Genomic DNA, 17,600 nt, shown 5'->3' on the forward strand with positions numbered 1-17,600 from the left:
CTCTTCGCGGCAGTCACTCAAGTATTCCACTTCAGCTTACATTAGCGTAAAGGCAATTACCCCTACATCAATAATCCTAAGCTAAAAAGCTTAATGGCTCTGAACGGATAAAATAGTTAATTAGATAGATTTGGTAGTTAACAGTCTGGATCTTCTGCTTTCATACCTTCTTTTACATCTTCACATGCATCTTCAACAGCATTACCTGCATCTTGCATCATTTCATCCACTTTCTCGCCAGCATTCTCAGCTTTGTTATCTGAACAGGCTGATAAACCTGCGGTTAAAAACACCATTAAGCTTGCCATTGTCAGTAATTTTAATAATTTCATATTCATCTCCAAGATGATGGTTGTAATCGAATAATTTTATATCGCTAACCTTATCTCGAGTTAAGAGATCAGGTTAACTACTATGCTCGGGGACCTTTGCCTCTAATCGCATTGGCTACTAATGAAATCACCAGTAACACAATAAAAATAAAGAAAATAATTTTCGCGATACCTGCTGCGGCACCGGCAATACCCGTAAAACCCAATAGACCCGCTATAACGGCTATAACTAAAACATTAATGTCCAGCCCAACATAAAAACCTCCTTGGTGTACGGTTCACATTGTGATGTGCGTTGAATTTACGCTGACGGTTGACACAAATATCTTATCTCTATCGTCAAAATTAACAATTCACACCACGACTATGTGTTAGTTAAAGCTAACATTGTGCCAACTTCAACAAAAAACTATAAGACCATGATTTGTAGATATTTTAATTTAAGGTAAGAAGATCAATAATGAAGAAGCCATAGTCGAGCAGGCAATTTTTACCGATGATACGGTAAGGATTTCAGGCTATCACGGTTAGGTAGCGAAATATCGATATGTAAACAAAAATGCATCTATTAGCTGTAATGGCTTACCCTTTATGAGGCAACTTAAGTGAAATTAAGGCAGCAAGAGCGACAAAACTACTGGATATCCATAAACAGGCTTCTAAGCCATATTCTTGAAACACCCAACCTGAAAGTACTGTACCCATTAACCGTCCCATGGCATTAGCCATATAGTAAAAACCCACATCCAGTGGCACTCCATCACTGCTGGCGTAGCTAACGATTAAGTAGCTGTGCAGTGATGAATTAATCGCAAACACCGCGCCAAATAACAATAAACCCGCTATTAATGTTACCTGGATATAAAAGTCAAAATGCAGAGTGAGAGCAATAGCCGCCGGGATCAGTAATAAGTAGCTTGCCCATGCAAATGCAGCTCGACCGCTCGGCACTTTGCCCTGCCGTTTACCGGTGAAATAAGGTGCAATAGATTGTACGATCCCATAACCAATTACCCAGCTAGCCATAAAGCCGCCAACCCACCAATGATCCCAGCCAAAGGTTGTGGCTAAAAATACCGGTAATGCCACCACAAACCATACATCTCTGGCGCCAAACAAAAACATCCGCGCCGCCGACAGTAAGTTAATCGCCTGACTTTTCGAAAAAATATCTTTGAATTTGGGTTTGTTTTTAGCTTTGCCTAAATCATCTTTTAAGGTCACTAAACTAAATAACCATACAATGCCTAATAACGTGGCCATTAACATAATAGCCCCTCTAAATCCCAAGCCCGTAAGCAACACACCACCTAAAAAGAACCCCACCCCTTTTAAGGCATTTTTAGAACCGGTTAACAGCGCCACCCACTGATAAAGCTTACCCTCGGCATCTGCTGGCACCAGAGTTTTAATGGCACTTTTGGCGCTCATTTTATTCAAATCTTTGGCGATACCCGACAAGGCCTGCGCTGCCATCACGTAAACCACTGTGAGCATGTCAGCAGGCACGGTTAGCATGGCTAACGCCACGATTTGCAGGCCTAAACCAATATTCATGGTGTTATTAAGGCCAAGCCTTGCCCCTAACCAACCGCCAATAAGATTGGTGATCACCCCAAAGATTTCATAAAACAAAAACAACATCGCAATATTTAACGGGCTGTAACCTAGCTGATGAAAGTACAGCACCACCAGCATACGCAAGGCGCCATCGGTTAAGGTAAATGCCCAATAATTAGCGGTGATCAGCAAATACTGCTTTATCGATGGTGGTAAGCTACGCAATGAAACCAGCCCCATGAACGCTATTCCTTATCAGCTAAGCCGACTTTGCGCGCCAGCTCTGCAGTGCGATTAGCGTATCCCCACTCATTGTCGTACCACACATACAGCTTAACTTGGGTGTCATTGACTACCATGGTCGACAAGGCATCGATAATGCTTGAACGTGGGTCGGTTTTATAATCTACCGACACTAATGGACGTTCTTCATAGCCCATAATGCCTGCAAGTTCTTGTTGTGATGCCTGCTTAAGCAGCTGATTTACTTCTTCAACTGTAGTGCCTCGCGCCACTTCAAACACGCAATCGGTAAGCGAAGCATTAGCTAACGGCACGCGTATCGCATGGCCATTTAACTTGCCTTTTAGCTCAGGAAAAATATGGGTGATGGCAGTCGCTGACCCCGTGGTGGTCGGAATTAAACTGATGCCACAAGCCCTTGCGCGGCGTAAGTCTTGATGCGGTGCATCCAAAATAGTTTGGGTATTAGTAATGTCGTGGATTGTCGTCATCGAGCCATGCTTAATGCCAATTTTCTCATGGATCACTTTCACCACTGGCGCCAAACAGTTGGTGGTACAAGATGCCGCGGTCACTATAGGGTGGATGGCTTTATCGTATAAATGCTCGTTTACACCCATCACAATGTTTAACACGCCGTCTTCTTTTACTGGCGCAGTCACCACAACCCGTTTTACACCTTGATCTAAATAAGCTTGCAGCAAGGCTGTGGTTTTTATCTTACCTGATGCTTCAATCACCACGTCACATTTTGACCAATCGGTATCTTTAGTCGCAATATTACGACTACAAGGAATGGCGTTACCATTAATCACTATCGCCTCCCCATGATGGGTCGCCTCATGATGCCAACGGCCATGCACTGAATCAAAGGTCATTAAATGGGCCAAGGTCGCAGCGTCGCCAGCAGGATCGTTAATGTGCACTATTTCAACATCGTCCCAATCATATGCAGCGCGCATAGATAAACGTCCCATACGGCCAAAACCGTTAATGCCTATTTTTATCGTCATAATGGTGTCCTACTAAATAAAGTTAACTAACCTCAACTCGAGTAAAAGATGAGGTTAACAATTAAAAGCATTGAAATAATCGCGTTGGATCGAATGCGTCAGTGCTTTTGGCCGTAAGCTTTGCACCGCAGTTACTGCTTTATCTTTTGGCCAACCAAGGCTGGCAAGAATTAACCCAATCACTAATCCAGTGCGTCCCGAACCGCCTTTGCAATGCACCGCAATGGTGCCTTGATTATTAATCACCTCAATAATCTGCGCTTTATTAGCTAACCAATTAGCTTCAAATTCGGCACCGGGTGCGGCATCGTCTAAAATGGGCAATTGCACCCAGGCGATCTGTTGTTTGGCGCATTCTGTCGGTAGTTCGGTAGCATTATTGCGCGCCATTTCGTCATCGAACATCAAGGTGATTAACATCTGCGTGCCGGCACGTTTTAATGTGGCAAGCGACTCGATTAACGGTTCATCTTTGGTACCAGGGCACGGGGTAAAAATTAATTTGGCGCCATTCTCACACAATGAGTCTAATGGCGAATCTAACGCTAAGATATCGAAAGGATGTTGCTGCATGATTAATTCCACTGTTAATTTAGAACGTATTATTTCGTCGTCATAAAAAACGTATTCGAAATACTTATCAAAATAATCGTCAACATTAATGCTTAAACCAATGTTGAGTACGATTAATAATCGCCACCAGCGACAACATCACCGGCACTTCTACCAACACCCCAACCACAGTGGCTAAGGCTGCACCCGAGTGCAAACCAAACAGGGATATAGCTACCGCAACGGCAAGCTCAAAAAAGTTAGAGGTACCAATTAAGCAAGCTGGCCCAGCAATATTATGCTTTAATTTCAATAATATAGCAGCAAAATACGCTATCGCAAAAATCCCGTAAGTTTGAATCACCAATGGCACCGCGATTAAGCCAATGGTTTGTGGGTCGGACACGATAACCTTGGCCTGAAACCCAAACAGCAACACCACAGTGGCCAGTAAGCCGACAATCGACCATGGTTTTAATCTTGCCACTAATCGATCCACTCCTGGTGTGCCGCCTTGATGATTAAGCACATAACGCGTGGTCACACCCGCCATTAATGGCAGTAATACATACAGCACCACTGAAATAAGCAAGGTTTCCCATGGCACCTGAATGTCACTCACCCCCAGCAAAAATGCCGAAATAGGCGCAAAGGCAAAAATCATAATCACATCGTTAACCGACACTTGCACTAAGGTGTAATTAGGATCGCCCTTAGTTAATTGCGACCATACAAATACCATTGCCGTACAGGGTGCAACACCTAATAAAATCATCCCTGCGATATATTCTTGTGCCGATGCGGGGTCAACTAAGTCGGCAAACAGCACTTTAAAAAATAACCAACCTAATGCGGCCATGGTAAAAGGTTTAATCAACCAGTTAACGACAATCGTCAGTAATAATCCCTTGGGGTTTTTACCGACATCTTTAATGGCTGAAAAATCAATTTGCACCATCATTGGGTAAATCATTACCCAAATAAACAACGCCACCACAAGGTTAACGTGGGCAACTTCAAGACTCGCAATGGTCTGAAATACTTGTGGTTGCCATAGCCCTAACAGCACTCCGGCAAGCATACTTAAGCCAACCCATACCGATAAAAATCGTTCAAACAAGCCCATTACGATCACTCCTATTTTGCTGAATCAGCGACAAAAACTCACTTTATTAGGCCGGTTTTGCATAATATCTAGTCGTTGTAGATGAGCCATAATCAAGCCAATATTGTTCTCGGTCGTTGCAGCTATTACAGACTTTGCCCATAACGGTAAATTAGGGTTAATTCGATAAAATACCCACTGGCCATTTTTTCGGTCGCTAATAATAGCGGCCTTTTTTAACAACGCTAAATTGCGAGACACCTTAGGTTGGCTGTCCTCATTCAATGCCTCCATCAGCTCGCACACACATAACTCACCATGATAATGAGTCAGCATTAGGCTTTTTAAGCGAATGTCATCGGTTAAGCATTTATAAAATGCGATGGGATCAACATCGGCGAATACCTCGGGAGGTGTTTCATTTGCGCCAATGACGTCTACCTTGGCGGTCACCTCCGCCGTGGTCTTAGCCTTGGCAGTAACGTTGTTTTCCACCAGTAGAAACATCGACAAGCGGTTATTCAGCTCAGCTAAGGTACTTGAAAAGGGTTGATGACCTGCGCGGCTTTTAGGATCGGGAAAATCCCAAGCCAGTTGTTTACCTGCACCAGGAAAACGACGGCATTCTGTATTGGCTTTATCACAAAGGGTAATCACGTAATCAAATGTTTTACCTGCAAACGTTTGTACGTTTTTAGACACTAAACCACCCGTATCAACACCAAAACGCGCTATGGCCTCAATCGCCCTGCTGTCGATATCTTCGGGCTGAGTCCCTGCACTAAACACATCAAATTGATCAGACGCTTTACTTCTTAGCAAAGCTTCTGCCATTTGAGAACGCGCCGAATTGCCGCTACATAGAAACAACACAGTTTTCTTTTTCATTGGTGGCACATCCAATTAAAACACACTGAACATTGTATATATGCTTTTTTACATATACAACCAAGAAAAACAAAAAAGCCTATTCTGTAAATGAATAGGCTTGAATGGTTAACTTAAATGAAGAGGTCGCTTTAGTGCTTATCTAACCAGTTAAGCGCCAGTGGCCATAAGGTTTGCGACTTACTGCTAAAAAACTTCATATGGCCAATGTCTGATAATCCATAATCACTTGGGGTTAAGGTTAAGGTTTGCCCGTTAAGCTTAGGAAACACCGACATCATGTCTGCTACGTTGGCGTTATTGGCAATGTCATCATCAACGGCGTTAACCCACAATGACGGTAAGGTCAGCTCATTGTAATAATGCTGGTGCACGGTTTTACCAAAAGCAGTTTTGACATACCCTTGACCATTGCACCATTGCTGCCATTGTTTGGCGACATCCTTTGGCAATGGCTCTCCCATACCCAGCCACTGAGACTTGGTATGACCAAACATCGCATTACTGAAAGGAATAAAAAAGTTCATAAAAAAATGTGCTTGAATCAGATAAGCCAACTTCATATTTTTTAACTGACCAGAAGAACAGGCAAAATTGAACATTGAACTGATGTCCATCGCATTATGCATTAACCCAATGAGTTGACCACCAGCACTGTGGCCCACCAGATGATAGTTTGTATTCGGAAATACCTCTTTTAAACATTCCAACACCGCAGGCATATCTTTTTCACCCCAACACTGTAACGACGAGGCACTCTTCGCAACTGGCACCGTTGATGATCCACCAATACCCCGGTTATCAAACGTAATAACGCCATAGCCATTGCAGGCAAGGTAGTTAGCAAAATTTCCGTAAAACTGTCTTTTGATCCCAGTAGCAGGCGCCATCAATACCGCACCCTTCACTGTAATAGTTGGCTCATAAATAGTTGCAGCAAGTAACTCACCATCGCTGCACTTAATTGTCATTTGCTTTACATTCTGCTGATTCATCGTTTTTAGTTACGCCAAATGGGTGTTAATGCAAATTATCTATATGCCAAGATATTTTGTACCATGGGGGGTATTAAAACGATAGTTTTAATCTTGTGTTTAAAGTAAATACTCGGCCACACTGGCATGATAGAACATCCATTACCTTTATAAAGAACAAGCCGTTTCCACAGGTGTCTTTCCATCACGGTCGTTTTATGGCTTGTTGTCTAGTGTCGTTACTGTTGAAAAGTCTGAGGTTGAGTCCCTAGCTCCCAAAGGGGCCAATCTTGAAAACTTAACATTGGAAGGCTTAGCGTTAGAAGGATGGCATTCAGAGAATAAGACTGGTTGCCATTTATCTTCTGCAGGGGTTTATTGCTTATGACTATCATCCTTAATATCACTCGACACTCAATATATTCCTTATTGCTGTTTAACAGCGATAAGCCCACCAACATCCCTTGGTGATTTCAGCTCACCGCTTTTACTGATTACTTCACCACTTAAAATCCCCAGACTACTGGTTCTTTTATCATAGTTACAAATCTAAACGGCCAACCCTGCCGCGACACCAGAGCTCCAGGCCCATTGAAAATTAAACCCGCCTAACCAACCACTTACGTCCATTACTTCACCAATAAAATACAATCCTGGGACCTTGTTGGCTTGCATGGTTTTAGATGACAGTTCATTGGAGTCAACACCACCTAAAGTGACTTCTGCGGTGCGGTAACCTTCAGTACCATTCATGATGATTGACCAATGATTTAACTCATTAGCCAGCTTTTCACGCTCACCATGACCGAGTTGGTTTAGGGCTTTATCTAATTGAGACTCTTCAAATAGCGCTTCAACCAAGCGTTTAGGTAACCATTGGCTTACTGTATTACGTAGACTTTGTTTTGGGTGATGTTTTAAGGCAAATTCGATTTTATCTAACGCGCTTTCACCCGGCAACAAGTTGATTGAGATAGCTTCACCTGGCTGCCAATAATTTGAAATTTGTAATACGGCTGGACCTGATAGACCGCGATGAGTAAACAATAAAGCCTCACTAAACTGGGTGCCATCTTGCGCGGTAATGGTTGTTGGCACGGCAATGCCAGATAACGGCTCAAAACGAATTTTTTGATCGCTATGCCAAGTGAACGGTACTAGGCCTGCACTGGTAGGTAACACTTTTAAGCCAAATTGCTCTGCCAACTTATAGCCATAAGGCGTGGCACCCAGCTTTGGCATCGATAAGCCTCCGGTGGCAATAACCAGTGAATCACAGCTTAAATCACCGTTAGAGGTATTTAAATTGAAACCGGCTTCAGTCTTGCTAACCGAGAGTATTTCAGTGCGCAGCTTTACCTTGGCACCTGCCCATTCGCACTCGGTCATCAACATAGTGACGATTTCTTTAGCGGAGTCATTACAAAATAACTGCCCATGGTCACGTTCATGGTATTCAATCCCGTGTCGCTCAACCAGTTCAATAAAGTCGCTTGAGCGATAGCGGGCCAATGCCGATTTCACAAAGTGCGGATTACCACAAATAAACTGCTGCGGCTCAACTTTTTGATTGGTGAAGTTACAACGTCCGCCGCCACTGATCAGAATTTTTTTGCCTGCTTGTTTGGCATTATCCAGCACCAACACATCACGACCTCGATAGCCCGCGGTAGCAGCACACATTAACCCTGCCGCACCGGCGCCGATAATGATTACGTCATGATGTTTCACGTTTTACTCCACACGGTTTAAATGGGTTACTTGGTTCTTAATTGATAACTATTAAATGCAAAAAAGGATGCTATTTTAGCATCCTTTTTACTAGGGTCTGTTAACCTTTATGGCTAACTTAACTACTGTGCCGCACTATTTTTTGAGTGTTTCAGACTTTTTATCTCGGCTGAGTAACACTTTTGACGCTTCAACAGGAGATTTACCTTGGTAAAGCACTTGATAGATTTGCTCAGTAATCGGCATTTCTACCCCTAGGCGTTTGGCTAAGGTAAACACTTCTTTGGTATTACGGTAGCCTTCGACTACTTGACCAATTTCTTGTTGCGCGGTGATCACGTCTTTGCCTTGACCTAAAGCCAAGCCAAAACGACGGTTACGCGACTGATTGTCGGTACAAGTTAACACCAAGTCACCTAGACCCGCCATGCCCATAAAGGTTGATGCATCAGCGCCAAGCGCGACACCTAAACGGCTAAGTTCGACTAAACCACGGGTTATTAATGCCGTACGAGCATTAGCACCAAAGCCAATACCGTCAGACATTCCAGCACCAATCGCAATCACGTTTTTAACCGCGCCGCCTAGTTGTATACCAGTAAAGTCGTCATTGGCGTAAACGCGCAGACGTTCTGGACTGTGGAGTAGCTCAACCAAATCATGAGTAAACTGAGGGCAAGTACCGGCAACCGAAATGGCTGTTGGTAAACCAGCCGCTAATTCTCTCGCAAAGGTTGGACCTGACAATACCGCCAATGGATACTGTTCGCCTAATTGCTCGCGGGCAACATCTTGTAATAAACGACCGGTTTCGGGTTCTAGCCCTTTAGTCGCCCACACAATCCGAGCATCTTCACGCAATAACGGCTTAGCTCGTTTGAGTACATCACCAAATACATGGCTAGGGACTACCACTAAGATATTTTTGCTTGCCGCGAGTGCCTTTCCTAAATCAGCTTCGATGGCTAAACAATCAGGAAACTGAATACCAGACAGAAACTCCTCATTACTGCGCTGCTCAGTTAAGCGCGCCATATGATCGGCTTCATGACCCCAAAGTAATACCTTGTGGCCGTTACTGGCTAAAGAAATAGCAAGGGCGGTGCCATAAGAGCCCGCCCCTAATACCGTGATTTCGGCAGCGTTATTCATAGCTTATGCTGTGACTTCTTCGGCAGAATTTGCTTGTTCTGCTGCAGTTTGACGCTGTTGAACGTACTGAGCAAATAGCGCATCAAAGTTAACTGGAGCAAGGTTTAGTTGTGGGAAAGTACCACGGCCAACTAAATTACCCACTAATTCACGTGCGTATGGGAATAATACGTTAGGGCAGTATGCACCTAAAGAATGAGCAAGTTGTTGCTCAGTTAACCCAACGATGGAGAAAATACCCGCTTGCTGAACTTCACATAAAAATGCGGTGTCTTCGCCGTTTTTAGCCGTAACGGTTAACGATAAAATCACTTCATATGTGTCATCAGACAGCTTGTTGCTGCGAGTATCTAAATCTAATTTTACTTCTGGGTTCCATTCTTTCTGGAAAACAGCTGGGCTGTTTGGCGTTTCAAAAGACAAATCCTTTGTATAAATACGCTGAATGTTGAACTGTGGTGCTTGCGCTTCGTTGTTTGCTACTTCAGCCATAATTTCCTACCTATCGATGTTATTTAGCTTTTCTGTGAAGCTAATTGTGTTGGGCTTGCTCTTAATGTATATAGAATTAATCTAACATTAGTGCTATCCCGTAAAGTTGATCCGGCTCGATAAATGGTAACGAACAAGATCTTGATAATAAACAGTGTTAGCTCATTCCCAAACTTGTTAACACTGAATACCATTAAGCAACAGTATTAACGCTTGCTTTTAACTACGGGTAAATTTGCACCCTTCCATTCGCCCATGCCACCTTTAAGGTTAGACACGTTTTCAAACCCTTGTTTAGTAAGAAGTTGAGCGGCTTGAGAAGATGTAGTACCTGAGTCACATACTAATATAATGGGGTTAGTTTTGAAATTTTCAAGGCTAGTGACTTGATTATTTTTAATTTCTGATAAGGTCACATTAAGCGCATCAACAATATGGCCTTTTTTAAATTCTTCTTTACCTCGCACATCAACGACTCTGGCATCTTGCTTATTCACCATGAGTGTTAGCTCTTGATGACTGACAAGTTTCACTTTTGATATACTTGATTTAATGACACTGAAAACAAGCGTTACAAACAAGCCGACCCAAGCCAAACTTAACATTGGGTTCGCTTTAAAAAATTCCATATATTCTTGCATAATTACTAATTTCTCTGACGATGACTAAGATGAGATGGCCTCGAGTATATCGTTTTGCTCGGCAGTTTTCATTAAAGAAACACCTAAAATAGACGCTTTAAGCCGACTTATTCGTGACTGGTCCCTCGTTATTAGCTGCTTTAGTTATATCTTCAAACCTATATGCCTTTTGCACATTATCAAGAAGTAGTAATATTCATACAATTGAAATTTTATAACACTTCTATTTTCAACTTAAAAGGTACTTGCATGACGACAACAAAACGTCCACTCGCATTACTTATCCTTGATGGCTGGGGTTCCCGTGAAAACACGCAAGATAATGCGATTTTTCATGCCAACACCCCTGTTTTAGATAAGCTCAATGCGCAATATCCTCACAGTCTTATTTCGGGTTCTGGTATTGACGTCGGATTACCCGATGGCCAAATGGGTAACTCTGAAGTAGGCCATATCAATATTGGTTCAGGCCGAATTGTGTATCAAGAACTCACCCGCATCAGTAAAGCGATTGCCGACCATGAGTTTGAGAAAAACCCAGCACTTTGCGATGCGGTAGACAAAGCCATTGCCGCTAACGGTGCCGTTCACATTATGGGGCTTTTGTCTGCCGGTGGCGTTCACAGCCATGAAGAACATATTGAAGCTATGTGCCGTATGGCCGTTGAGCGCGGCGCAACCAAAGTGTACTTACATGCCTTTTTAGATGGCCGAGATACACCTCCGCGCAGCGCTAAAAACAGCTTGCTTCATTTTGACGAGCTATTTGCCTCACTAGGTCATGGCCGCACGGCATCGATTATCGGTCGTTACTTTGCCATGGATCGTGATAACCGTTGGGACCGCGTATCGCAAGCCTACGAATTAATCACCGAAGGCAAAGTCAAGTTCGCTTATGCTTCGGCAGCAGAAGCGCTGGACGCTGCATATGATCGAGATGAAAACGATGAATTTGTTGCTGCATCTGCAATTGTTGATGCTCAAGGCGAAGCAGCTGAGTTAAACGATAACGATTCGCTCATTTTTATGAATTTCCGCGCCGATCGTGCCCGCCAAATTACCCGCTGTTTTGTCAATCCTGATTTTGATGGCTTTGCACGTAATAAAACACCAAAAATCAACTTTGTGATGCTGACTGAATACGCGGCCGATATTAACGCCGCAGTAGCCTATCCATCTGATAATTTGGTGAATACCTTAGGTGAAACCCTGCAAAAGCAGCATAAAACTCAACTGCGCATTTCAGAAACTGAAAAATATGCTCATGTGACCTTCTTTTTCAATGGCGGTAAAGAAGAGCCATTTGAAGGCGAAGATCGCATTTTAATTCAGTCTCCTAAAGTCGCTACCTACGATTTGCAACCTGAGATGAACTCAGCAGAACTGACCGACAAACTGGTCGCGGCTATTGAGTCTGCAAAATATGATGTGATAATTTGTAACTATCCAAATGGTGACATGGTTGGCCATACTGGTAAATTTGATGCTGCCGTTAAAGCCTGTGAAGCGGTTGATGCTTGCATTGGTCGTGTAGTAGAAGCATTAGCCAAAGTGGATGGCGAGTGTTTGATTACCGCCGACCATGGTAACGCAGACCAAATGACCGACCCGATAACAGGTCAACCTCATACGGCCCATACCAGTGAGTTAGTACCGTTTATTTATGTTGGCCGTGACGCCACAATAAAAGACAACGGGCGATTGAGTGATATTGCGCCAACTATGTTAACCTTGATGGGCCAAAGCATCCCAAAAGAAATGAGTGGACGCTGTATTATTGACCTTAAAGAGTAAACATTAACTCGTGATAACTCGTTTATTTGTTAAAGCCAGCATTGTTGCTGGCTTTCTAATCTTTTCATTTGTGGCAACTAGTGCTGATTTGTCTTCACGCCAATCGGCTTTGAAGTCTATTCAAGCACAAATAAACCAACAACAAAATTCGCTCAAAGATACAGCCAAGCAACGCGAAAAGCTTAATTCGTTACTTAAAAGTGATGAACAAGCCATTGCAAAAGCAGCTCAAAAAGTTAATCAATCACAAAACCAATTATCTGCGGTTAACCTAAAAGTTAAAGAATTAGATAAACAACAAGTTAATTTAGCCGAACTGAAACTGAGTCAGCAAGATACCTTATCAAAACAGCTTTCTAGTGCTTATTTGGCTGGTAATCATGATTACACTAAAATGATGCTTAACCAGCAAAATCCGGCTACGGTTGAACGCATGCTGGCGTATTATCAATACCTCAACAATGCCCGTATAAAAGCCATTCAGCAACTAAAGCAAACCAGCATTGATCTTAATAAAATCAAACAACAGCAAGTCACAACGCAACAAAAACTCAATGCTTTAGTGATAGATCAAAAACAACAGGCACAGCAATTAACCAAAGAGCAAAGCCAACGTCAACAAACTCTGACTCAATTGCAACGAACCTTATCCACTAAAGGCGCAAAATTAGAACAACTGCAAATAGAAGAGGCGAGTTTAAAACGCATCGTACAACAAGCTATGATTGCCGCAAAAGCCAATCCAACGATGGATGGATTAGTCAGTCAAAAAGCTAAATTAAAATGGCCAACCAAAGGCCGATTAAGTAAACGCTTTGGTAGCAGCCGCTCAGGACAAATTGTGTGGAAAGGTGCAGTACTTGCTGCACCAGAAGGACAAGATATTCATGCTGTGGCGTCAGGGAAAGTGATTTATGCCGACTGGTTACGTGGTTTTGGTATGGTGCTCGTCATTGATCACGGTAAGGGCTATATGAGCCTCTACGGTCACGCCCAAACACTATTAAGACAACCTGGTGATATGGTAAAAAGCGGCGAGTCTATTGCGCTCGTGGGTCGATCTGGGGGGCAAAGTGAGCCAGGATTATATTTCGAAATCCGTAATAAAGGTAAGGCCGTTGATCCTGCCTATTATTGTCGTTAGCCGCTCAAACACTCGGCATTGATATTCCATGATGTAATGCATTGGTTTAGCGCATTATTGAACACCGGCGAACACTGTCCCCAATATGGCGATAAACAGCCCTTGTAATTAGTACGGTATCAATAGAGATATTCATGACTATAATCAATCTGTTATGCTGATATTCTGCTATACTGATATGAATAATAACTCACAACTAGATAAGCTAAACTTGTGCGCAATCGACTCCTAATCCTATTCTGCCTATGCAGCATCATGCCTGCTACCGCCGCTAAATTAGCCATCATCATTGATGATATTGGTTATCGCCTAACTGACGAAGCCACATTGTCATTACCTAATGCCATCACTTTGTCGGTATTACCCCACACTCCGTTAGGACAAAAACTCGCGCAAGATGGTTTCGATAAAGGTCATGAGATTATGCTGCACCTCCCCATGCAAGCCTTAAATGGTAAAGCACTTGGACCTGGAGGGTTAACAAATGACATGACTGAGGTGCAAATTAAACAGAAATTACAAAGAGCATTCGCTAACATCCCATTTGCTAAAGGGGCGAATAATCATATGGGTAGTTTACTCACTCAGATGGATGAGCCGATGCTATGGGTAATGCAAAGCCTCAAACAGCAACAATTGTTTTTTGTCGATAGTTTTACTACTAAATACACCAAAGCGGTTAGCAAAGCCTTACAACTTGGCGTACCAGTACTAAGAAGGCATGTTTTTTTAGACAACAATATTGATGATCGAGCTCTTGAAAAGCAGTTCCAACAGATAATTAAGCGATCAAAGCAACAGGGTCAGCTCGTCGCTATTGCACATCCTTACCCTGAAACCATTCGATTTTTAAACGCTAATTTGGCTCGTTTAAAAGACAATGGCATCACATTAGTGCCCACATCTCAATTATTTGATGACGTGAATGTCGCGACAACAAGCCAGCCTAATCCATCTGCAACACTGAAATAGATAAGTCCGGTAATGTAGACAAAATCTCTGCTTTGTTCGATATAATATCGGCTAAAGTATATTGATCAAGTACAGCCAAATAGGCGGTAACCGCTTGGCCTAAGACTCCTTTTAATCGACATATTGGCGTAAATCGGCAATATGGTAATTCACAATTGATGGGCGATAATGAATGTTCTAAATCGCGAACCAATTGACCGATTAGTACCTCATCCGCGGTTTTTGCCAATCTAAAGCCACCGCTTTTACCTCTGACAGTTTGTAAATATCCCAGCTTTCCCAATTGATGGATAATCTTAGCTACATGGTTTGAAGAAAGATCAAACACACTGGTCACTTCTGCAATTCGAAATAAACTTTCGCGTTCAGGTTGTACCGCAAGATACATTAAAATGCGAATACCAAAATCTGTATATCGAGTTAGTTGCATGATCTAAAATATCCAAGGTAAATAAAACGGGCAGATTAGCATGTTGAAGACTCTAAATCAGTGATCAACCATAAAGCTTGTTCATTTTTGGTGCCACACACATCAATACTTGCACTAAACTCGGCACATACAACTGGACGATGTGGCTGACCGAAGATCATACACAGATTATCATCATTTAATTGAATACAACGCACCCCAGCAGGTTTACCATTTGGCATACCCGGTATTGCACTAGTAATAGAAGGCGCAATACAGCAAGCACCGCAACCTAGACGACAATTCACACTACTCTCCACGATTTCAAAACAGTTATACCTTCACTTAAACACGTTAAACAGCCATATGGAAAAACAAGCTTAATTTGCAGCAATGCTGCAGATGTTATATCGCCAATAGCAGGCCTTTTCACTCGCTTATTGGCCATTATAACATTTGGATCACTCATCACGCTTCGATAGTCTACAACGAGGTTATCATAACGGTATTCAATAGCGACTAGCAGTGGGTTTAATCTCTATATTAGATCACATTTACATCGTTTAAGCATTAATACAATCAGCCATGATGATACAGTAACCACACATTCAAATAAGGAAATCACCCATGAAACGTCCCGTTATACTTGATTGCGACCCAGGTCATGATGATGCCATTTCACTTATCTTAGCACTCAGTTCTTCTGAGCTTGATGTCTTAGCGGTAACAACCAGTGCAGGTAATCAAACACCAGATAAAACCCTAAATAATGCATTACGAGTATTAACATTGCTCGGGCGTCACGATATTCCGGTAGCCGGTGGCGCACCGAAGCCATTAGCAAGAGAACTGATCATTGCTGATAATGTACATGGAGAAAGCGGCCTTGATGGGCCCAAATTGCCAGATCCAGCCTTTGCGCCTGTAGAACAAACAGCCATTGAACTAATGGCCGATAAAGTTGGCAACAGCAAACAACCCGTCACTCTTGTCCCTACAGGGCCACTGACTAATATTGCTTTATTTTTGGCTGCTCACCCTGAACTGCATCACAACATCGACAGCATAGTGCTAATGGGCGGCGCAGCAGGTGAAGGCAATTGGACTCCAGCGGCTGAATTCAATATTTTTGTCGACCCAGAAGCGGCTGACATGGTGTTCAAATCAAGCATACCTATTGTGATGTGCGGCTTAGATGTGACTCATAAAGCACAAATCATGGATGAAGATATTGAGCGTATTAGAGCAATTAATAACCCTATCGCTCTATGTGTCGCAGAATTACTCGACTTCTTTATGATTTATCATCGAGATCCAAAGTGGGGCTTCACCGGTGCACCACTACACGACCCTTGCACTATCGCATGGTTACTCAATCCATCACTATTTACCGCTGTCGATTGCTGGGTTGGCGTTGAGACGAAAGGGGAGTATACACAGGGTATGACCGTGGTTGATCGTTATCAATTAACCGCTAAACCTCACAATGCTAAAGTATTGTTCGATATTAACCGAACCGGTTTTGTCGACTTCATTGTTGAACGATTAAACGATTACTAGCAAATCAATGCCATGCAGAATCACTTAATTCTGCATGGGTTATAAGGAAATACATGAGCACTTTACTGGTTGTCGGCAGTGCCAACGCCGATCATGTCCTAACATTCAACGAATTACCCCAAGCAGGACAGACCTTAATTAGTCAGCAATATCGACTTGAACTAGGTGGAAAAGGGGCAAACCAAGCTGTTGCGGCTGCCCGATTAAGTAATACTGGCCAGAACGTATGTTTTATCAGTGCTCTGGGTGACGACAGCAACGCAGCAACAATGCGTAAAACCTGGGCCGCCGATGGGATTGACCTAATTGGTTGTTATGAAATAGCCAATGAGAGTACTGGCACAGCGGTGATTTTTGTTAACCAGCAGGGCGAGAACTGTATTGGAGTTGTGCCTGGCGCCAATGCCTATTTGTCTGCACAACATCTTCAGCAACAACAGGCATTATTTACCCAAGCTAATTTCTTGCTGGTTCAACTAGAAACTTCGTTAGACAGTGTTCATCACGCATTAACATTAGCCAAACAACATCACTGCACAACTATCCTTAACCCAGCACCAGCGGCAAAACTGAGTAGCGATTTATTGTGTTTAATAGATATCATTACCCCCAATGAGACTGAGGCTTTCGCATTAACGGGAATTGATGTTATCGATCAACAAAGTGCAGCAAAAGCGGCAGAAAGTCTTCACAGGCAAGGGATTAATATTGTCATTATTACTCTAGGCAGTAAAGGTGCTTATGTCAGTGAAAAAGGCCAAGGGCGAATAATTCCAGCGCCCACAGTCAGCGCAATAGATACCGTAGCAGCCGGAGACACATTTAATGGCGCACTGATGGTAGCATTAGATGAAGGAAAAACCTTAAACGAGGCGGTCAAATTTGCCAATAAAGCATCTTCTCTCGCAGTCACTCGCCACGGAGCGCAAAGCTGCATTCCTTATCGAAACGAATTAGCTTAACCAGTAGTAAAAGTAATCCGGGTACGTTTTACTTCACTAAATCACATGAACGAAAAAGGCCTTTGCAGTAATGCAA

Annotated in this window: 18 protein-coding genes and 1 pseudogene; 5 read left to right on the forward strand and 14 right to left on the reverse strand. The window is 42.9% G+C overall.

What is annotated here, in order from left to right; translation table 11 throughout:
• Nucleotides 1-137 precede the first annotated feature (137 nt).
• From EGC80_RS04635 to EGC80_RS04690, 12 genes and pseudogenes are all read right to left on the reverse strand, one after another.
• Nucleotides 138-332: a hypothetical protein gene (locus EGC80_RS04635; protein ID WP_011639406.1), complete on the reverse strand. Its 195-nt coding sequence runs from the start codon at nt 330-332 to the stop codon at nt 138-140.
• Between the two features lie 80 nt (nt 333-412).
• Nucleotides 413-588, reverse strand: a pseudogene (locus EGC80_RS04640) (DUF1328 family protein).
• Between the two features lie 326 nt (nt 589-914).
• Nucleotides 915-2,132 (reverse strand): organoarsenical effux MFS transporter ArsJ, encoded by a 1,218-nt coding sequence (arsJ, locus tag EGC80_RS04645; protein ID WP_124012891.1) that lies wholly within the window; start codon nt 2,130-2,132, stop codon nt 915-917.
• 5 nt (nt 2,133-2,137) lie between these two features.
• Nucleotides 2,138-3,148 carry an ArsJ-associated glyceraldehyde-3-phosphate dehydrogenase gene (locus EGC80_RS04650; protein WP_124012892.1) on the reverse strand — a complete coding sequence of 337 codons (1,011 nt, stop codon included), beginning with the start codon at nt 3,146-3,148 and terminating at the stop codon, nt 2,138-2,140.
• A 54-nt stretch (nt 3,149-3,202) separates the two neighbouring features.
• Nucleotides 3,203-3,721: a phosphatase domain-containing putative toxin gene (locus EGC80_RS04655; protein ID WP_124012893.1), complete on the reverse strand. Its 519-nt coding sequence runs from the start codon at nt 3,719-3,721 to the stop codon at nt 3,203-3,205.
• Nucleotides 3,722-3,806: 85 nt separating this feature from the next.
• Entirely contained in the window at nt 3,807-4,826 is a 1,020-nt protein-coding gene (gene arsB / locus EGC80_RS04660; RefSeq protein WP_124012894.1) for an ACR3 family arsenite efflux transporter, read from the reverse strand.
• 24 nt (nt 4,827-4,850) lie between these two features.
• The gene (locus EGC80_RS04665; protein WP_206191844.1) at nt 4,851-5,693 is read right to left on the reverse strand and encodes a metalloregulator ArsR/SmtB family transcription factor; all 843 of its coding nucleotides are present in this window, start codon (nt 5,691-5,693) and stop codon (nt 4,851-4,853) included.
• 131 nt (nt 5,694-5,824) lie between these two features.
• Entirely contained in the window at nt 5,825-6,664 is an 840-nt protein-coding gene (locus tag EGC80_RS04670; protein ID WP_233768595.1) for an alpha/beta hydrolase family protein, read from the reverse strand.
• A gap of 552 nt (nt 6,665-7,216) precedes the next feature.
• Entirely contained in the window at nt 7,217-8,398 is a 1,182-nt protein-coding gene (locus tag EGC80_RS04675; RefSeq protein WP_124012896.1) for a BaiN/RdsA family NAD(P)/FAD-dependent oxidoreductase, read from the reverse strand.
• Between the two features lie 135 nt (nt 8,399-8,533).
• A complete protein-coding gene (gpsA, locus tag EGC80_RS04680; RefSeq protein ID WP_101033401.1) occupies nt 8,534-9,550 on the reverse strand; it encodes an NAD(P)H-dependent glycerol-3-phosphate dehydrogenase in 1,017 nt (338 codons plus the stop codon).
• 3 nt (nt 9,551-9,553) lie between these two features.
• Nucleotides 9,554-10,042, reverse strand: a complete 489-nt coding sequence (gene secB / locus EGC80_RS04685) for a protein-export chaperone SecB (protein WP_101033402.1) — start codon at nt 10,040-10,042, stop codon at nt 9,554-9,556.
• A 206-nt stretch (nt 10,043-10,248) separates the two neighbouring features.
• Entirely contained in the window at nt 10,249-10,683 is a 435-nt protein-coding gene (locus EGC80_RS04690; RefSeq protein WP_101033403.1) for a rhodanese-like domain-containing protein, read from the reverse strand.
• 249 nt (nt 10,684-10,932) lie between these two features.
• Between EGC80_RS04690 and gpmM the strand changes: the two genes are divergently transcribed.
• From gpmM to EGC80_RS04705, 3 genes are all read left to right on the forward strand, one after another.
• Nucleotides 10,933-12,477 (forward strand): 2,3-bisphosphoglycerate-independent phosphoglycerate mutase, encoded by a 1,545-nt coding sequence (gene gpmM, locus EGC80_RS04695; RefSeq protein WP_124012897.1) that lies wholly within the window; start codon nt 10,933-10,935, stop codon nt 12,475-12,477.
• Between the two features lie 10 nt (nt 12,478-12,487).
• Nucleotides 12,488-13,621 (forward strand): murein hydrolase activator EnvC family protein, encoded by a 1,134-nt coding sequence (locus tag EGC80_RS04700; RefSeq protein WP_124012898.1) that lies wholly within the window; start codon nt 12,488-12,490, stop codon nt 13,619-13,621.
• A 255-nt stretch (nt 13,622-13,876) separates the two neighbouring features.
• Nucleotides 13,877-14,593, forward strand: a complete 717-nt coding sequence (locus tag EGC80_RS04705) for a divergent polysaccharide deacetylase family protein (RefSeq protein WP_124012899.1) — start codon at nt 13,877-13,879, stop codon at nt 14,591-14,593.
• Here the strand turns inward: EGC80_RS04705 and EGC80_RS04710 are convergent.
• Nucleotides 14,568-15,023 (reverse strand): Rrf2 family transcriptional regulator, encoded by a 456-nt coding sequence (locus tag EGC80_RS04710; RefSeq protein ID WP_124012900.1) that lies wholly within the window; start codon nt 15,021-15,023, stop codon nt 14,568-14,570. The genes EGC80_RS04705 and EGC80_RS04710 overlap by 26 nt on opposite strands.
• Before the next feature lie 35 nt (nt 15,024-15,058).
• Nucleotides 15,059-15,310, reverse strand: coding sequence for a YkgJ family cysteine cluster protein (locus EGC80_RS04715; protein WP_101033408.1), 252 nt, complete (start codon nt 15,308-15,310; stop codon nt 15,059-15,061).
• Between the two features lie 319 nt (nt 15,311-15,629).
• Between EGC80_RS04715 and rihA the strand changes: the two genes are divergently transcribed.
• A complete protein-coding gene (gene rihA / locus EGC80_RS04720; protein ID WP_124012901.1) occupies nt 15,630-16,562 on the forward strand; it encodes a pyrimidine-specific ribonucleoside hydrolase RihA in 933 nt (310 codons plus the stop codon).
• Between the two features lie 53 nt (nt 16,563-16,615).
• The gene (gene rbsK / locus EGC80_RS04725) at nt 16,616-17,524 is read left to right on the forward strand and encodes a ribokinase (protein WP_124012902.1); all 909 of its coding nucleotides are present in this window, start codon (nt 16,616-16,618) and stop codon (nt 17,522-17,524) included.
• Nucleotides 17,525-17,600 lie beyond the last annotated feature (76 nt).

Origin of the sequence: Shewanella psychromarinicola (genome assembly GCF_003855155.1) — a bacterium.
GTDB lineage: Bacteria > Pseudomonadota > Gammaproteobacteria > Enterobacterales > Shewanellaceae > Shewanella > Shewanella psychromarinicola.

Bases quoted from the DNA above. Each gene is read 5' to 3' on its own strand.
- EGC80_RS04635 (WP_011639406.1), bottom strand. From the start codon at position 332: ATGAAATTATTAAAATTACTGACAATGGCAAGCTTAATGGTGTTTTTA.
- arsJ (WP_124012891.1), bottom strand. From the start codon at position 2,132: ATGGGGCTGGTTTCATTGCGTAGCTTACCACCATCGATAAAGCAGTAT.
- EGC80_RS04650 (WP_124012892.1), bottom strand. From the start codon at position 3,148: ATGACGATAAAAATAGGCATTAACGGTTTTGGCCGTATGGGACGTTTA.
- EGC80_RS04655 (WP_124012893.1), bottom strand. From the start codon at position 3,721: ATGCAGCAACATCCTTTCGATATCTTAGCGTTAGATTCGCCATTAGAC.
- arsB (WP_124012894.1), bottom strand. From the start codon at position 4,826: ATGGGCTTGTTTGAACGATTTTTATCGGTATGGGTTGGCTTAAGTATG.
- EGC80_RS04665 (WP_206191844.1), bottom strand. From the start codon at position 5,693: ATGAAAAAGAAAACTGTGTTGTTTCTATGTAGCGGCAATTCGGCGCGT.
- EGC80_RS04670 (WP_233768595.1), bottom strand. From the start codon at position 6,664: ATGACAATTAAGTGCAGCGATGGTGAGTTACTTGCTGCAACTATTTAT.
- gpsA (WP_101033401.1), bottom strand. From the start codon at position 9,550: ATGAATAACGCTGCCGAAATCACGGTATTAGGGGCGGGCTCTTATGGC.
- secB (WP_101033402.1), bottom strand. From the start codon at position 10,042: ATGGCTGAAGTAGCAAACAACGAAGCGCAAGCACCACAGTTCAACATT.
- EGC80_RS04690 (WP_101033403.1), bottom strand. From the start codon at position 10,683: ATGCAAGAATATATGGAATTTTTTAAAGCGAACCCAATGTTAAGTTTG.
- gpmM (WP_124012897.1), top strand. From the start codon at position 10,933: ATGACGACAACAAAACGTCCACTCGCATTACTTATCCTTGATGGCTGG.
- EGC80_RS04705 (WP_124012899.1), top strand. From the start codon at position 13,877: ATGCCTGCTACCGCCGCTAAATTAGCCATCATCATTGATGATATTGGT.
- EGC80_RS04710 (WP_124012900.1), bottom strand. From the start codon at position 15,023: ATGCAACTAACTCGATATACAGATTTTGGTATTCGCATTTTAATGTAT.
- rihA (WP_124012901.1), top strand. From the start codon at position 15,630: ATGAAACGTCCCGTTATACTTGATTGCGACCCAGGTCATGATGATGCC.
- rbsK (WP_124012902.1), top strand. From the start codon at position 16,616: ATGAGCACTTTACTGGTTGTCGGCAGTGCCAACGCCGATCATGTCCTA.